Below are 15,698 nucleotides of genomic sequence, written 5' to 3'. Positions count from 1 at the left end.
GACGCACGAATTGCCGACACTCGCGCCACATGAATGCAAAACGTCTGACGTCATCTGTCAACACTGCGGAACCGGCAATGGGCCTGCCTGAAAATGTCGGTAAATTTATCCATTTCGGCCCCATTTATTTCGCGCCCAATTCGCGAGCTGCTTTTAAGGTTTTCGGCTGCGCCGATGAATTCTTTAAACTCAGACGAATATCGACTGCCTGGCGGCACCCGCAGTCATAAACGATAATTGCGGCGAATCGTGGCAATGTCGTTACGGAACGCCGTAACGACGCTTCTCTTTACGCCGAGAGGGAGAGAGGACGATCAAAGGGTGGGGTTTCGCGCGGGCGCATCTTCATCTCGCAAGACGTCGAACGATACCGTCGCGCTTGCGCCCTGGGCGGGCGCCCGGGCGCCGCTTGCCGAATTCCATCGGGCAAGCGCTCGTCAAACCGCCGATTCATGGATTCTGGAAAGGCGGCATGCTCGGGGCGAGGTGCCCGAGAGGCTTCATGAATCGCCGCTGTCGGACCCCTCTTTCTCCGGCTCTTTGCGGACCGCGTCGGCAAAGCGCGCGAGCGCGGCGAGCGAGCCGCTCACGCTCACGTACTCTTCCCGGCCGATCCTGGCGTCCAACAGCACGGCCATGCCGGATTCTCTTGCAAGTTCGATCAGATCCATCTGTCGCTGTCCTTGAATTTCTCGAGTCTCTCGCGTTTTAGATGATCAAGCGGTTCGTTCATTCGATGGAGGTGAGTTGCGGCGATGGCCGCGACGCTTCCTCTCGGCAGTCGCAGCACGCGCCGCGTCGATCGCTTTGCCGCGTCCTGCCTTTGCCTCTAACAAAGCACACCTCGTACCTAGCGTTGTTTCCACTCATTCGATGCCCGCGCGCACGCGGGTAGTGCGCACCGTTCATCGTGTCTCCGCCAAACCACCCGTTGCAGTGCGCCAAGCTCGCCTTTTTGGTGCGGCTCGCGGCTCCTCGGTAGCAGTCCGGTTCGCCGATTCGGCCATTCTCTTGCATATGTCTAGACAACCTCAGCCCTCGCGGTTCAACGAAGCCTGCTGGTCGAGGACCTGCGGAGCCGCCAACAACGGTCTGGCACTTGAACGACCATGCGGGCGTCCGGATGCGGTTCAGCTCCGCCGCAAGCCCTTCGCCGCATGTAATGGAAATCCCTTACATGCGGCTTGTAAAAACGAGTTGTATATACAAGGCGACAAGACTAGACTGCCACGTCATCGACGAACGACTGATGCAACAGGAACCTTTCATGATGATTCTCACGCCTGGCCATTTGACTCTGGCCCAACTGCGTCGCATCGCCCGTGGGCCCGTCACGCTCACGCTCGACCCGGCGAGCCATGGCGCCATCGACGCCGGTGCGCGGGCGGTGGCCGAGATCGCCGCCAAAGGCGAGCCCGCCTATGGAATCAATACGGGGTTCGGCCGCCTCGCGAGCACGCACATCGCGCACGATCAGCTCGAACTGCTGCAGCGCAATCTGGTGCTGTCGCACGCGGTCGGTGTCGGCGAGCCGATGGCGGCGCCCGTCGTGCGGCTCTTGATCGCGCTGAAGCTCTCGAGCCTCGGCCGCGGTCACTCAGGGATCCGGCGCGAGGTCATGGACGCGCTCGTCGCGCTCTTCAACGCCGACGTGTTGCCCGTCATTCCCGTCAAAGGCTCGGTTGGCGCCTCGGGCGATCTCGCGCCGCTCGCGCATTTGTCGGCCGCGCTGCTCGGCATCGGCGAAGTGCACGCTCGCGGTGAGCGGATGAGCGCGGCACAAGGACTCAAGCTGGCCGGCTTCGCGCCCCTGACGCTGCAGGCGAAGGAAGGGCTCGCGCTGCTGAACGGCACGCAGGCGTCGACGGCGCTCGCGCTTTACAACCTCTTCGCGATCGAAGACCTCTTTCGCACCGCGCTCGTCACCGGTGCGCTGTCGGTGGATGCCGCGGCCGGCTCCGTCAAGCCGTTCGATGCGCGCATTCACGAGTTGCGCGGCCATCGGGGACAAATCGACGCGGCGGCCGCTTATCGCGCGCTGCTCGAAGGCTCGGGCATCAACCTCTCGCATCGCGACTGCGGCAAGGTTCAGGATCCGTACAGTCTGCGCTGTCAGCCGCAGGTCATGGGCGCGTGTCTCGATCAGATGCGTCACGCGGCCGACGTGTTGCTCGTCGAAGCGAATGCCGTTTCCGACAACCCGTTGATCTTCCCGGATACCGGCGAAGTGCTCTCGGGCGGCAACTTCCATGCGGAGCCGGTTGCGTTCGCCGCCGACAATCTCGCGCTCGCGGCCGCGGAGATCGGCGCGCTCGCCGAGCGACGGATCGCGCTGCTCATCGACGCGACGCTTTCGGGCTTGCCGCCGTTCCTCGTCAAGGATGGCGGCGTCAACTCGGGCTTCATGATCGCGCACGTGACGGCGGCCGCGCTCGCTTCGGAGAACAAGACGCTCGCGCATCCGGCGTCCGTCGATTCGCTGCCGACCTCGGCGAATCAGGAAGACCACGTCTCGATGGCGACGTTCGCGGCGCGCAAGCTCGCCGACATCGCCGCGAATACGGCGAACATCCTTGCGATCGAGTTGCTCGCGGCGGCTCAGGGCATCGATTTGCGCCTGCCGCATCGCACGAGCGCGCCGTTGCGGCGCGTGATGGAAACGCTGCGCGCGGCGGTGCCGCACTATGAGCTCGATCGCTACTTCGCGCCCGACATCGCCGCCGTCGAGCGGCTCGTGCGTGACGGCACGATCGCCGCGGCAAGCCCGTTCTCGTTCGCATCCGAGGGGCCGGTGCCCATAGCGAAATGAACGCTTCCGCTCCCGCTTATCAGGGCATCAAGGACTTCATCCTCGCGCGCATCCATTCGGGCGAATGGGCCGAGGGCGATCAGGTGCCTTCCGAGAACGAGCTCGCGCGCGAATTCAAAGTCGCGCGCATGACGGTGAACCGCGCGCTGCGCGAGTTGACGGCCGAGCAGGTGCTTACGCGCGTGCAGGGCGCGGGGACGTTCGTCGCAAGGCCCAAATACGAATCGACGCTCGTTGCGATCCGCAGCATCTCCGACGAGATCGGCGCGCGCGGTCACCATCATCGCGCGAGCGTGCTCGCACTGGGCGCGGCCGTTGCCGATGCCGCGCTGGCTGAGGAGATGCAGGTCAGCCCGGGCAGCCCGATCTTTCATTCGCGGCTGCTGCATTTCGAAAACGACGAGCCGGTGCAGCTGGAGGAGCGTTGGGTGAATCCCGCCGCCGCGCCCGAATACGCGCTGCAGGACTTCACGAAAATCACGCCGAACCAGTACCTCGTGCGCGTCGCGCCGCTCTCGCGCGTCGAATATCGAATCGAGGCGGCGCTGCCCGAGCCCGAGACGCACGCGCACCTCGCGATGGCCGAGGGCGAGCCGTGTCTCGCGCTGCATCGACGCACATGGACGCGCACGCTCGTCGCTTCGGTAGCCAATCTATGGCATCCAGGCAACCGTTATCGATTCACGGGCCACTTCTGACTTCTGAACTGACGCCGACCGAATCAACGCATACGAATCCCCGAGGAGGACCGCATGAACGACCCGAAGTTTTCCGATCCGCGCTTCGATCCGACGCGCACCGTGCGTGCACCGCGCGGCACGGAGAAGACCTGCAAGAGCTGGCTCACCGAAGCGGCCTACCGGATGATCCAGAACAACCTCGATGCGGAAGTCGCCGAGCATCCGCATGCGCTCGTCGTCTACGGCGGCATCGGCCGCGCGGCGCGCGATTGGAATTGCTTCGACCGGATTCTCGAGACGTTGAAGGACCTCGGCGACGACGAGACGCTGCTGATTCAATCCGGCAAGCCCGTCGGCGTGTTCCGGACGCATGCCGATGCGCCGCGCGTGCTGCTCGCGAACTCGAACCTCGTTCCGCATTGGGCGACGTGGGAGCATTTTCACGAGCTCGATCGCAAGGGGCTCATGATGTACGGCCAGATGACGGCCGGCAGCTGGATCTATATCGGGAGCCAGGGCATTGTGCAAGGCACCTACGAGACGTTCTATGCCGTTGCGAACCAGCATTTCGGCGGCAATGCGAAAGGCCGCTGGGTCCTGACGGGCGGCCTAGGCGGGATGGGCGGCGCGCAGCCGCTCGCCGCGACGATGGCGGGGTTCTCGATGATCGCCGTCGAATGCGATGAGACGCGCATCGACTTTCGCTTGAAAACGCGCTACCTCGACAAGAAGGCAACGACGCTCGACGAGGCACTCGCGATGATCGAGGCGGCGAAGGGGAGGGGCAAGGCCGTTTCCATCGGACTGCTGGGCAATGCGGCCGACGCCTTCGCCGAATGCGTTGCACGCGGCATCACGCCCGATTGCGTGACCGACCAGACGAGCGCGCACGATCCTATCAACGGCTATTTGCCGCAGGGCTGGACGGTCGCCGAATGGCGCGAGCGCCAGCGAGTCGATCCGCAAAGCATCGTCACCCCCGCGAAGCAATCGATGGCGGGCCAGGTGCGGGCGATGCTCGCTTTGCAAAAGCGCGGCGCGGCGACGCTCGACTACGGCAACAACATTCGTCAGATGGCGCACGACATGGGCGTCGAAGACGCATTCGACTTTCCCGGCTTCGTGCCAGCCTATATCCGCCCGCTCTTTTGCGAAGGCAAGGGGCCGTTCCGCTGGGTGGCGCTATCGGGCGACCCCGAGGACATCTACAAGACCGATGCCAAGGTCAAGGAGCTGATCCCCGACGACGCCCATTTGCACAACTGGCTCGACATGGCGCGCGAGCGGATCGCTTTTCAGGGATTGCCCGCGCGCATCTGCTGGGTCGGCGTGAAAGACCGCTATCGGCTCGGCCTCGCTTTCAACGAGATGGTCGCGCGCGGCGAGCTGAAGGCGCCCATCGTGATCGGCCGCGACCATCTCGACACGGGCTCCGTCGCGAGCCCGAATCGCGAGACCGAGGCAATGCAGGACGGCTCCGATGCCGTCAGCGACTGGCCGCTCCTGAATGCGCTGCTGAACACCGCCGGCGGCGCGACCTGGGTGTCGCTGCATCATGGCGGCGGGGTCGGCATGGGCTTCAGTCAGCATGCCGGTGTCGTCATCGTCTGCGACGGCACCGAAGCCGCCGCGCGCCGCATCGAGCGCGTGCTGTTCAACGATCCGGCGACGGGCGTGATGCGACATGCCGACGCCGGTTACGACCTCGCGCGACGCACGGCGCGAGACGTCGGGCTCAAGCTGCCGATGCTCGGGCGATGAGGTGAGGGCGATGGTTGCGCTTCAGACTATCGCGGTGGGTTCGATGGTCCCACCGGCGAATTTCGCTTCGGCGAGCGTCGTGCGCGGTGCCGATGTCGTCGCTTCGCCATGGAAGAATGGCGGCGGTCTGACGCATGAGATCGCCGTATACCCACAGGGCGCCGGGTTCGACGAATTCGTCTGGCGCGTGAGCGTCGCCGATGTCGAACGTTCGGGGCCGTTCTCGCGTTTCTCGGGTATCGATCGGACGCTCGTCTTGCTGTCGGGCGCCGGCATGCTGCTCGCCGACGAGCGCGGCATGGCACAGACGGCGTTGAGCGAGCCGTTCGCGTTCGCTCGCTTCGCCGGGGAGCTCGTCGTCAATGCTGAACTGCTCGACGGGCCGACGCGCGACTTCAATCTGATGGTCCGGCGCAGCGAGGCGAGCGGCACAGTCGAGCTCTGGCGGGCAGGAGACGAGCACCGGCTCGATGCCGATGCGGCGCTCGTCTTTTGCGCCGAAGGGATGGTCGACCTGACAGTCGCCGGGGTGGAGCCGGTGCGCCTCACGGCGATGGACTCGCTGCATCTCGATCGACCGCGTGGCTTGTCGTGCATCGTGTCCGGTGAAGGCACCGCGCTTGCCGTCGGCATCCGCTATTTCGATCGACGGGTCGATAAAACATGAGCGAGCGAATCTGGCGGCATCTGCATCTTTGCCCGAGCGGCGACCCGGACGGCACGATCGTCGATGCAGCGCTCGCGGTGCGCGACGGCAACATCGAATGGTTCGGCCCAGCGTCGGATCTGCCGGCCGAGCTATCGTCGTGGCCGAGCGAGGATCTCGGCGGCGCGTGGGTCACGCCTAGCCTCGTCGACTGTCATACCCATATCGTTTTTGGCGGCCATCGCGCCGATGAATTCGCCATGCGGCTCGCGGGCGTCGGTTACGAGGAAATCGCGCGGCGCGGCGGCGGGATCGTCTCGACGGTGCGCGCGACGCGGGCCGCCGATGAGGCGACGCTACTCGACGATGCGGCTCGCCGGCTCGAGCCGCTGATTGTGGAAGGCGTCGCGGCGATCGAAATCAAATCGGGCTATGGCCTCGATCTGGCGACCGAGCGCAAGATGTTGCGCGTGGCACGGGAACTCGGGCGCCGCTATCCCGTATCGGTCTATACGACGTTTCTCGGCGCGCATGCGTTGCCGCCGGAATTCGCTGGCCGTCCCGACGACTACATCGACGAGGTCTGTGAGCGGATGCTGCCGGCTCTGGCCGATGAAGGGCTCGTCGATGCGGTCGACGTCTTTTGCGAGCGCATCGGATTCTCGCGCGCGCAAAGCGAGCGGGTGCTCGATGCGGCGGCTCGCCGCGGCTTGTCAGTCAAGATGCATGCCGAGCAGCTGAGCGCCAACGGAGGGACGGCGCTTGCGGCGCGCTATGGGGCGCTCTCGGCCGATCACCTCGAATTCCTCGACGAGGCCGGCGTGGCGGCGATGAAAAAGGCGGGCACGGTCGCCGTGCTTTTGCCGGGCGCTTACTACTTCATTCGCGAAACGCAGCTGCCGCCCGTCGATTTGTTGCGGCGATACGGCGTGCCGATCGCGCTCGCGACCGACTGTAATCCGGGGACCTCGCCGTCCGCGTCGCTGCTCGCGATGTTGAACATGGGCTGCACGTTGTTCCGGCTGACGGTCACCGAAGCATTGCAAGGCGTAACTTGCCATGCGGCACGCGCGCTTGGACGGAGCGACCGCCACGGCGTGATCGAAGTCGGGCGGCGAGCGGATTTCGTCGCGTGGTCAGTCGAAACACTCGCCGAGCTCGCTTATTGGATCGGACGGCCGCTTGCCTCGCGCGTTGTGCGCGCGGGCGTCACGGTGTTCGAACGCGGTTCCTTTCTTCCCCGCGCCATCGGCGACGGGCCATGACGGATTCGATGCAAATGAGCATAACGCCCGATTCTCAAACGCCGCGCGCGTTGTTCGCCGAGAACGCCTGGCTTCCAGCCGGGTGGCAACGCAATGTGCTGCTCGAATGGGATGCCGGCGGCGCATTGACTGCCGTCACGCCGGATACGCTGCCATCGCCCGATGTCGCACGCGCGGCGGGCCCGCTCGTGCCGGGTATGCCGAACCTGCATTCGCATGCGTTCCAGCGTGCCATGGCGGGGCTGGCCGAGTATCGGGCGAATGCGAGCGATACATTTTGGAGCTGGCGCGAGCTCATGTATCGGTTCGCGGCGCGCGTCACCCCTGAGACGCTGGCGGCCGTCGCATATTGGCTCTATGTGGAGATGCTGAAGGCGGGCTATACGTCGGTCTGCGAATTCCATTATGTCCATCATGCGCCCGATGGCGGCCGCTATGCGAATCGTGCGGAGATTGCCGAACGCGTCGTCGATGCGGCCATGCGCGCGGGTATCGGCATGACGATGCTGCCGGTGCTCTACCAATACAGCGGGTTCGGTGCGCGAGCGCCGCGCGACGACCAGCGGCGCTTCATCAGTACTCCTGACGAGTTGCTCGATTTGATCGATGGGCTTCGCAAGGCGAGGCCTGAACATGGCGCGCTCGCCTATGGCGTTGCCCCGCATTCGCTGCGGGCGGTCTCGGAGCAGTCGCTGCGAGCGCTCATCGACGGGCTTTCGAGCGACATGCGTCGCGCACCGGTGCACATCCATATCGCCGAGCAGACGGGCGAAGTCGACGAGTGCATCGTTGCGACGGGCGCGCCCCCCTTTGCATGGCTGCTCGACCGCTTCGATGTCGATGGCCGCTGGTGCCTCGTCCATGCGACGCATGTCGACGCCGGGGAAGTCGCCGGGCTTGCGGCGAGCGGGGCCGTCGCCGGATTGTGTCCGACGACGGAGGCGAATCTTGGGGACGGCATCTTTCCCGCGCGCGATTACCTCGACGCGGGAGGGCGCATCGGCATCGGATCGGACAGCCATGTGGCCGTCGACTGGCGTGCCGAGCTGCGTCTGCTCGAATACGGACAGCGTCTCGCGCGTCGCGAGCGCAACGTGCTCGCGGGCGAGGCAAGGCCGCAAGTCGCCGATCGACTCGTCGAGGCGGTGCTCGCGGGTGGTGCTGCCGCGACCGGCCGCCTCACGGGGGCTTTGCGCGCGGGCTGCCGGGCCGACTGGATCGTGCTCGATCCGAGGCATCCGTGTATCGATGCGCACCCGCGTGAAAGCTGGCTCGCCGGCATCGTATTCTGCGAGCACGGCGCATCGCCCATTCGCGAGGTCTATGTCGGTGGTCGATGCGTCGTGCGGGATGGCAGGCACGCCGACGAGGAGCGGGCCTTTGCGGCGTATCGGGAAGCGATGGGGGAGCTGCTGCGCTAAGATGGGCGGCTGTTCCTTCTCATATTGACACTCCATCAAATGAACACCTCGCATGAGCGGCCCATTTTCTCGGTCCACCGCGGGCACTTGCCGCTGCTGATTTCGATGCCGCACGTCGGTACTGAAATTCCCGAAGAGATCCGGGCAACGATGACGGATGTGGCCGAGTATGTCGACGATTGCGACTGGCATCTCGAGCGCCTTTACGGGATTGCGGCGCGGCGCGGCGCGTCGCTGATCGTGCCGACCTATGCACGCTACGTGATCGACCTCAACCGCCCGCCCGACAACGCGAGTCTCTACCCGGGACAGGACACGACGGGCTTGCTGCCCGTCGATACGTTCGACAAGGAGCCGCTCTACCATCCGGGCGGCGAGCCGACGGACGAGCAGGTCGCCCGGCGCCGCGCGAAGTACTGGCAGCCTTATCACAATGCACTCGTCGAAGAGATCGCGGCATTGAAGGCGCGGCACGGTAAGGTGCTGCTATGGGAGGCGCATTCGATTCGCTCCCGCGTGCCGCGCTTCTTCGAGGGGCGCTTGCCCGATTTCAATTTCGGCACGGCGGGCGGTGCGAGCGCGGCGCCGGGGATGGCCGAGGCGTTGGCCGAATGCGTGACGCGGGACGGGGCTTTCACGGCCGTCGCAAATGGGCGCTTCAAGGGTGGCTATATCACGAGGCAGTACGGAAAGCCGGAGGAGGGGATCCATGCAGTGCAGCTCGAGCTGTCGCAGATTACGTATATGCAGGAAACTCGTCCGTATGCCTATGACGAAGCGCGGGCCCGGAGGGTAGAGCCGTTGTTGGAAGCGTTGATCGACGAGGCGCTCGCGCGAATCGGCTAAAGCGCGTCTTTTCGCCGTGCATCCGGCGCGACAACCGCCACTTGTCGGTTGACGAATCCCCGCTTCGTCGATAACGTTTCGGCCCATGGCCGATTCCGACTTCATTCATCCCGGCGCTATCGTGCGCCAGACTTGCCTCGAGCGGTTCAACCTGACCGTGACGCAGGGGGCGACGGCGCTCGGTGTGAGCCGCCAAGCGCTGACCAACCTGTTGAGCGGCAAGGCAGGGATCTCGCCCGAAATGGCACTGCGGCTCGACCGAGCGTTCGGCGGCGGCGCCGAGACATGGCTGCAAAGGCAGCTGCTGCACGATCTCGCCAAGGCGCGCGAGAAGTTCGATGGCTTCGATGTCGTGCCGGTGAGTCAGCAGCGGCAAAAGTCGTTGTTTTAGGTCTTTGGCGTCGACCAGATCGTTGTAGTTGCGGCTGCCGCAGCCAGGCAGAGGCATAATAGAGCGCTTGAACTAAGCTGGAGCTGTACGCGATGGCAGCACTACCGATTGAAAGACTGGAAGACATGACCCCTGCCGAGGAAAAGCGTTTCTGGGCGGTGGTCGAGCGTGCATTCGCGCGCGATGATGGCGAAGCGGCTCGATCGCACCTGGCTGCGGGCCGGCCGATTTACTACTGCGACGATCATTACCCTGACGATTTCATTCGGAAGTGGCCTGATGGCCGGCGCGAGTTGGTGGCCGTCGATGATGCCGGCAACATTTCTGTTATCCGAAGCTTGTGAGACCGCAAGTTTGGATCGTGGCCGGGCCGAACGGTGCCGGCAAAAGCACGCTTACCGGCAGGTATCTCTCCGGCCGGCTGTCGGTCGTGAACCCTGACGACATCGCGCGCGAGGGGATCGGAGTTAGTCCGATAGAAGCGGGTAAAGAGGCAATCCGGCGTCAGCGCCGGTATTTGGCGGCGCGCGTTAGTTTCGGTTGGGAAACGACATTTTCCGGAAACCGCGAACTTGCCTTCATGCGAGAGGCCGATCAGGCCGGGTATAAGGTCAACCTTGCATTCGTCGGTATCCGAAACGCCCGCGGAGCGGGCCTGCGAGTTTCCGAGCGTGTCGCAGCGGGCGGGCACGATGTGCCTCCGGTAGATATTGCGCGGCGCTATCACCGAAGTCTGCGGAATCTTCCTGAAGCGTTGGCAATTGCACACCGCAGCTTTGTATTCGATAACAGTGGACTGCATCGGCGCCTGCTGCTCTCCCGCGAGGATGGCATTACACGTCACGTCTCACGGAATTTGACTCGTTGGATCATCGAGGCGTTGCCTGCGGCGATGCTTCACCGATAGCGGGACTAGACTGGGGCATCGAGCGATGCGCATTCTCGGTAGTCGCTCTGATACGATTGAGTACTGGATTGCTGCCACTCAAACCCGCAGTTCTCCCAGAATCTGCTCGGCCAAGAAATCGCATTCGGCGCGATTGGACGCGGCGCTTCGTGCGAGAACGATTTCTAGCGGCGGCAACGGCGGCAGCCCTTGCGCTCGACCAAGTTGAACGAATCGCTCGGGTAGCGCGCAACGCGCGACGGGCGCCACGGCGAGTCCCGCTTCGACCATACTGAAGAGCCCAAGCAAGCTCGGACTCTCATACGAAGTCCGATAGGCGATGCGCGCACGCTGCAGCGCGCGGATCGCGTTGGCGCGCGCGACGCTGCCGGCTGCGAAGACGGCGATCGGCAGTGGCCGCTCTTTCCATATCGGGCCGCCACGCGCCGCGCCGGCCCAGACCGTCGGCTCCAGGCGGATCAGCTCGCCGCGCATGCCTTTCATGCGTGTCATGCAGGCGAGATCGATTTTGTTGTCCTTCACAAGCGGCACGAGCGCATGGCTCGGCAGGCCGACCACCTGAATCTCAACCTTCGGATAGGTTGCCGAGAACTTGCGCAGCACGCCGGGCAGCAGAGATGAAGCGTAGTCGTCGGGCACGCCGATCACGACGCGCCCCTTGACCTCGGGATGCACGAGCGACGCCCACGCCTCATCGCGCAGCGCGAGCATTCGGCGCGCGTACTCGATGAGCAGATACCCCTCTTGAGTCGGCACGACGCTGCGCGCCCTGCGCACAAAAAGCGTCTTGCCGAGCGCGCCTTCGAGCGCTTTCACCTGCATGCTGACTGCCGATTGCGAGCGATGCACGAGTGCGGCGCCACGCAGGAAGCTACCGGCATCGGCAACCGCGACCACCATCGAGAGGACATCGAGATCGAGGGTCTTCATCGCGTCGTATCTATCAGAAAAGCTGAACGAAGCGTTCAATATAACGCGTTTGTCTGAATCATCCCATATCGGCATACTGCACTCGTTAGCCCCATTTCGTTTCAGAATGACTCGCGGAGAGAACAGTGCCGATGAATTACGACGACTTTGCCCGCTTGGGCCTCTCGATCGATATGACTCGCGGCAAGCCTGCACCCGAGCAGCTCGACCTATCTCGCGGACTGATCGACGAAGCCGGGACAGTCGGACATCTTTCGCGCGACGGCATCGATTGCCGCAACTACGGCCATTTGCTGGGCCTACCCGAAGCGCGCGAGCTCGGCGCCGAGCTGCTCGGACTGTCGCCGAGCCAGGTCGCGGCCGCCGGCAACTCGAGCCTCGAGCTGATGCACGATGCGCTCTCGTTCGCGATGTTGTTCGGCCTGCCTGGCGGCGAGCCGTGGCGCAAATCGGCAAAGGAAGTGGCATTTCTTTGCCCGGTGCCCGGCTACGATCGCCACTTTGCGATCTGCGAGGCGCTGGGCATCCGGATGATCGCGGTGCCCCTCGGCGACGACGGCCCCGACATGGATTTCGTCGAGGCGCAGGTTGCCGCCGATCCTTCGATCAAGGGCATCTGGTGCACGCCGCTTTACAGCAATCCGACGGGAACGATCTATTCGGAAGACGTCGTGCGGCGCCTCGCTTCCATGCCGACGGCCGCGCCCGATTTCCGGCTCTTTTGGGACGACGCTTATCGTTTCCATCACCTGACCGAGCGTAGGCACGCTAGCCCCGACATCGTCGGAGCCACGCTGAAGTCCGGCTATCCCGATCGCGCGCTAGTCTTCGCCTCATTGTCGAAGGTGACATTGGCCGGTGGCGGGGTCGCGTTTCTCGCATCGTCGCCCCGTAACATCGATTGGTGGCAGCGCCATGTATCGGTGCGCACGATCGGCCCCGACAAGCTGAATCAGTTGCGGCACGTGCGGTTCCTGCGCGATCGCGCGGGGCTCGAGCGATTGATGGAAAGGCATCGCGCGCTGTTACGGCCGAAGTTCGATGCGGTCGCGGCGACCTTCGAAGCGATGCTCGCCGATGCGCGCGGCGTTTCGTGGTCGACCCCGCAGGGCGGCTATTTCGTGAGCCTCTACACCCCGGATGGACTCGCCAAGCGTACGGTCGCGCTTGCCGCCGAGGCCGGCATCGTGTTGACACCCGCGGGCGCGGCGTTTCCGTACCGCATCGATTCGCGCGATACGCATCTGCGCATCGCGCCGAGCTTCCCGAGCCTCGCGGACATAGAGCTTGCCGCAAAGGGTATCGCGCTTTCGTTGCGGCGGGCCATCGACGAGCGCAAGTGACGCCCTGCGGGCAATGAGCGAGGCGCATGGAGCCGCCGAACGGACATCGGCTCGTCGCCTCGTTCAACCCTCCACGCGCGTCGCAAGAAATTCACCTTCGATGAACCAAGTCGACCCGTCGCGATCGAGCGCTTCGCCGATCCAATGAAAACCGCGGGACGTGATTTCGGCGAAGCGCCAGCGCGTGGCTTGACCATCGGCGCGCGCCCCCGTTTGCACGATCTCGTTTCCAACGCGCCGGCCGATTTGCGTTTCGCGGTGACTTCGCGCCGGATTCGTCCATGAAATGCGCCAGGCGCGCAAATCTGGATCCCAGCTGCGCAGCGTAGTGCCGTACATGTTGAATTCCGGATCTTGCGGCGGGCGGGTGCCGCGCGGCGGCATGATCCAGACGTCCTCGATGGCGCGGCCCTCGAGCGCCCAGCCGAAATGCGCTTCGGCCATCATGCCTTTGCCGCGCAAATCGACGCCGCGATAGCGCAGTACTTCGAGCGACCAGCTGCCGACGAGCCAGCCGTAGATATCGTCGGCCTCTCCGATGTCGGCGGCCCGGCCCGGAGCGGCGAGGGCCGATAGGAATGCACGCGATGCCTCGTTTTCGATACGATTCACGTTGAGTCTCCTTCGTAGATCGAATTCGCTTACCGGCTGACCGCGCCTGATCGTGCCGGCGCGGTGTTCGGCACAGCGGGCGACGGGTCTGCCATCCGCCCGCTCGGCCACGAGGACGATACTAGGCAACGCGGCGAGGTGAAGCTTGGCAAAAATTGCGGCCGATCTGGACGAGGCGCTTGCGCTGCGGCGCGAGGTGGGCGCGCGCGGACGTGTCGCGCCGCGTGTCATCGCGGCCGGACGGGGCTGGGAGGTCGCGGACGTGCTTTGCACCCACGGGCCCGGCGACTGGCCATTCGAGGAGCGCCATCAGCAGGTACTGATCGCGCTCGTGGCGGCGGGCGCGTTCGAGTACCGGTCCGCGCCTGGAAGAGGGCTGATGACGCCCGGTTCGGTCATGCTGGGCAACGCGGGCGAATGCTTCGAGTGCGGCCATCGCCACCGCGCGGGCGACCGTTGCGTCGCGTTTCGCTTTACGCCCGAGTGCTTCGAGCGAATCGCCGAGGATGCCGGGCTCCGCCGAGCCCGCGCGAGGTTTCGCACGGCGCGCATCGCGCCTTCGCGAGCACTCGCGCCGTTCGTCGCGGCGGCTTCGGCCGGTGTTTCCGCGCGTGTCTGCGTTGCCTGGGATGAACTGGCTTTTGCACTTGCCGCCGCCGTGCTGCGACAGACGACCGAGCAACGCGTGCAAGCGGGCAACTCCGTTCCGGCCGCGGCGCTCGAGCGCGTGATGCAGGTGCTTCGGTTGATCGACGAGTCGCCGGACGGCGATACCAGCGTCGATGGCCTGGCCCGGCATGCGGGTTTGAGCCCTTATCATTTTCTGCGCACGTTCGAGCGCGTGACGGGTACGACGCCGCATCAATACGTCGTGCGCGCGCGATTGCGCGCCGCTGTGGAGCGCCTGGTGGATGGGCCCGCGAAGGTCATCGACATTGCCCTCGATTGCGGCTTTGACGATGTGTCGAACTTCAATCGCGCGTTCAGAAACGAGTTCGGAATGAGCCCTCGCGCCTATCGCGCGCGGATGGGAAGCCGGGGTTCCTGAACCGCAGCCCCGGTCGGGCGAGCTGCGACGGCGGGCCGTTGTTGCTCGCCGCGCGGCGCTCGCGCCGACAACCTCATCAAATGCCGCAGTGCCATCATGGCCCCGATCGCTTCGAGCACTGCCGCCGGCACCCACATGATGAGGCCGCCGAGGCTCTGGTCGAGCACTGGCGGGATCGACGTAAACGCGCGTCCGCATAGCGTGAAAACCGGATAGAGATCGCGCGACGAGAAGGTGATGATCGCGCCGACGAGAATCTGCGGCGTCATCGTGATGACGGGCGACAAGACTCTCAAGCCCGGACGCGTGCGGCTCGGCGGGGCGGGACGGTGATCGAGCAACATCCACCAGTAGAGCAGTCCGCTCGCGGCCACGGACCAGTTCATGAACGTATACATGCGCCAATCGAGCATCGCCACGAACTGTATCGACGGAATCAGCCAGAACACGACCGAAATGACGAACGCGAGCGAAATGAACGTTGGGTTGAGCAGGACCGCGGCGGCCATGCGCGCGGCCGTGCCGCGTTGCCATCGCCGCAGCGACATGCGCCAGCGCAGAGGCAGCCCCGCGCGCAGCACGCCGCCCGGATAGCCGGCCATCACGATCAATGGCGCTAGATGGTGCAGCACGAGATGCTGCAGGCGGTGCACAAAAAACTGGTGCTCGGCGTAGTAGTCGAGCCGCGTATGCAGCGCGATGTAAAAGAGAGCAAGACCTGACCAGAACGCGGCGCGCCGCGCCAACGTCACGGAAATGCGCCGCGCGCCGCGCGCATAGAGCAAGGCGGCGGCAAGGAAAACGGCCACGAGCGCGGGGGAGGGCTCCCACGGATCGAGCAGGCTGAACAAAGACATGATGAATCGTTGGACGGTGATGCGGCGTTGAGCGAGCCCTGTGGCTCGCGGATTGGAGTCGGATGTTATCAGGTGCGAGGATGCGGCGCCGAGCCCTCCGGCCGTTGAAGCCGCCGGTTCGTTGCGTATGGTTTTGCGCGAGTCGGGCATCTCTCGCGCGGCACGAGCCGTCTCGCGCACGA

16 protein-coding genes are annotated in these 15,698 nt (G+C 64.7%); 12 read left to right on the top strand and 4 right to left on the bottom strand.

Annotated elements, in window-relative coordinates:
- Positions 1–500 precede the first annotated feature (500 nt).
- Complete coding sequence (locus B0G57_RS31255; protein ID WP_018439075.1) at positions 501–671, bottom strand: hypothetical protein; 171 nt, start codon at positions 669–671, stop codon at positions 501–503.
- Positions 672–1,267: 596 nt separating this feature from the next.
- Between B0G57_RS31255 and hutH the strand changes: the two genes are divergently transcribed.
- The 10 genes from hutH (at position 1,268) to B0G57_RS02770 (ending at position 10,726) form a co-directional block, all read left to right on the top strand.
- Positions 1,268–2,809 carry a histidine ammonia-lyase gene (gene hutH / locus B0G57_RS02815; RefSeq protein ID WP_026229371.1) on the top strand — a complete coding sequence of 514 codons (1,542 nt, stop codon included), beginning with the start codon at positions 1,268–1,270 and terminating at the stop codon, positions 2,807–2,809.
- A complete protein-coding gene (gene hutC / locus B0G57_RS02810) occupies positions 2,806–3,507 on the top strand; it encodes a histidine utilization repressor (RefSeq protein WP_018439073.1) in 702 nt (233 codons plus the stop codon). The genes hutH and hutC overlap by 4 nt, the downstream gene beginning before the upstream one ends.
- Positions 3,508–3,561: 54 nt before the next feature.
- Entirely contained in the window at positions 3,562–5,250 is a 1,689-nt protein-coding gene (gene hutU, locus B0G57_RS02805; protein WP_018439072.1) for a urocanate hydratase, read from the top strand.
- 10 nt (positions 5,251–5,260) lie between these two features.
- The gene (locus B0G57_RS02800) at positions 5,261–5,917 is read left to right on the top strand and encodes a HutD/Ves family protein (RefSeq protein WP_223258681.1); all 657 of its coding nucleotides are present in this window, start codon (positions 5,261–5,263) and stop codon (positions 5,915–5,917) included.
- Entirely contained in the window at positions 5,914–7,161 is a 1,248-nt protein-coding gene (gene hutI, locus B0G57_RS02795) for an imidazolonepropionase (protein ID WP_018439070.1), read from the top strand. Before B0G57_RS02800 ends, hutI begins: the two co-directional genes overlap by 4 nt.
- Before the next feature lie 14 nt (positions 7,162–7,175).
- The gene (locus B0G57_RS02790; RefSeq protein ID WP_026229370.1) at positions 7,176–8,582 is read left to right on the top strand and encodes a formimidoylglutamate deiminase; all 1,407 of its coding nucleotides are present in this window, start codon (positions 7,176–7,178) and stop codon (positions 8,580–8,582) included.
- A 39-nt stretch (positions 8,583–8,621) separates the two neighbouring features.
- Positions 8,622–9,428: an N-formylglutamate deformylase gene (hutG, locus tag B0G57_RS02785; protein WP_018439068.1), complete on the top strand. Its 807-nt coding sequence runs from the start codon at positions 8,622–8,624 to the stop codon at positions 9,426–9,428.
- A gap of 85 nt (positions 9,429–9,513) precedes the next feature.
- Entirely contained in the window at positions 9,514–9,819 is a 306-nt protein-coding gene (locus B0G57_RS02780) for a HigA family addiction module antitoxin (RefSeq protein WP_018439067.1), read from the top strand.
- Between the two features lie 92 nt (positions 9,820–9,911).
- Entirely contained in the window at positions 9,912–10,163 is a 252-nt protein-coding gene (locus B0G57_RS02775) for a hypothetical protein (protein WP_026229369.1), read from the top strand.
- A gap of 17 nt (positions 10,164–10,180) precedes the next feature.
- On the top strand, positions 10,181–10,726 hold the full coding sequence (locus tag B0G57_RS02770; RefSeq protein ID WP_223258680.1) for a zeta toxin family protein: 546 nt from the start codon (positions 10,181–10,183) through the stop codon (positions 10,724–10,726).
- A 78-nt stretch (positions 10,727–10,804) separates the two neighbouring features.
- Here the strand turns inward: B0G57_RS02770 and B0G57_RS02765 are convergent, their stop codons facing one another.
- Positions 10,805–11,656: a LysR substrate-binding domain-containing protein gene (locus B0G57_RS02765; protein ID WP_018439064.1), complete on the bottom strand. Its 852-nt coding sequence runs from the start codon at positions 11,654–11,656 to the stop codon at positions 10,805–10,807.
- A gap of 131 nt (positions 11,657–11,787) precedes the next feature.
- Between B0G57_RS02765 and B0G57_RS02760 the strand changes: the two genes are divergently transcribed.
- A complete protein-coding gene (locus B0G57_RS02760) occupies positions 11,788–12,999 on the top strand; it encodes an aminotransferase class I/II-fold pyridoxal phosphate-dependent enzyme (RefSeq protein ID WP_018439063.1) in 1,212 nt (403 codons plus the stop codon).
- Positions 13,000–13,062: 63 nt separating this feature from the next.
- Here B0G57_RS02760 and B0G57_RS02755 read toward each other — a convergent pair whose 3' ends face one another.
- Entirely contained in the window at positions 13,063–13,611 is a 549-nt protein-coding gene (locus B0G57_RS02755) for a hypothetical protein (protein WP_018439062.1), read from the bottom strand.
- A 145-nt stretch (positions 13,612–13,756) separates the two neighbouring features.
- Between B0G57_RS02755 and B0G57_RS02750 the strand changes: the two genes are divergently transcribed.
- On the top strand, positions 13,757–14,659 hold the full coding sequence (locus B0G57_RS02750) for a helix-turn-helix transcriptional regulator (protein ID WP_018439061.1): 903 nt from the start codon (positions 13,757–13,759) through the stop codon (positions 14,657–14,659).
- Here B0G57_RS02750 and B0G57_RS02745 read toward each other — a convergent pair.
- A complete protein-coding gene (locus tag B0G57_RS02745; RefSeq protein WP_051089965.1) occupies positions 14,626–15,516 on the bottom strand; it encodes a cytochrome c oxidase assembly protein in 891 nt (296 codons plus the stop codon). The two genes, B0G57_RS02750 and B0G57_RS02745, sit on opposite strands and share 34 nt — an antisense overlap.
- Positions 15,517–15,698 lie beyond the last annotated feature (182 nt).

The organism is Trinickia symbiotica, assembly GCF_002934455.1.
GTDB lineage: Bacteria > Pseudomonadota > Gammaproteobacteria > Burkholderiales > Burkholderiaceae > Trinickia > Trinickia symbiotica.
Note: the sequence above shows the minus strand (reverse complement) of the source record. Positions and strands in the feature narration are given on the sequence as shown.

Bases quoted from the DNA above. Each gene is read 5' to 3' on its own strand.
- B0G57_RS31255 (WP_018439075.1), bottom strand. From the start codon at position 671: ATGGATCTGATCGAACTTGCAAGAGAATCCGGCATGGCCGTGCTGTTG.
- hutH (WP_026229371.1), top strand. From the start codon at position 1,268: ATGATGATTCTCACGCCTGGCCATTTGACTCTGGCCCAACTGCGTCGC.
- hutC (WP_018439073.1), top strand. From the start codon at position 2,806: ATGAACGCTTCCGCTCCCGCTTATCAGGGCATCAAGGACTTCATCCTC.
- hutU (WP_018439072.1), top strand. From the start codon at position 3,562: ATGAACGACCCGAAGTTTTCCGATCCGCGCTTCGATCCGACGCGCACC.
- B0G57_RS02800 (WP_223258681.1), top strand. From the start codon at position 5,261: ATGGTTGCGCTTCAGACTATCGCGGTGGGTTCGATGGTCCCACCGGCG.
- hutI (WP_018439070.1), top strand. From the start codon at position 5,914: ATGAGCGAGCGAATCTGGCGGCATCTGCATCTTTGCCCGAGCGGCGAC.
- B0G57_RS02790 (WP_026229370.1), top strand. From the start codon at position 7,176: ATGAGCATAACGCCCGATTCTCAAACGCCGCGCGCGTTGTTCGCCGAG.
- hutG (WP_018439068.1), top strand. From the start codon at position 8,622: ATGAACACCTCGCATGAGCGGCCCATTTTCTCGGTCCACCGCGGGCAC.
- B0G57_RS02780 (WP_018439067.1), top strand. From the start codon at position 9,514: ATGGCCGATTCCGACTTCATTCATCCCGGCGCTATCGTGCGCCAGACT.
- B0G57_RS02775 (WP_026229369.1), top strand. From the start codon at position 9,912: ATGGCAGCACTACCGATTGAAAGACTGGAAGACATGACCCCTGCCGAG.
- B0G57_RS02765 (WP_018439064.1), bottom strand. From the start codon at position 11,656: ATGAAGACCCTCGATCTCGATGTCCTCTCGATGGTGGTCGCGGTTGCC.
- B0G57_RS02760 (WP_018439063.1), top strand. From the start codon at position 11,788: ATGAATTACGACGACTTTGCCCGCTTGGGCCTCTCGATCGATATGACT.
- B0G57_RS02745 (WP_051089965.1), bottom strand. From the start codon at position 15,516: ATGTCTTTGTTCAGCCTGCTCGATCCGTGGGAGCCCTCCCCCGCGCTC.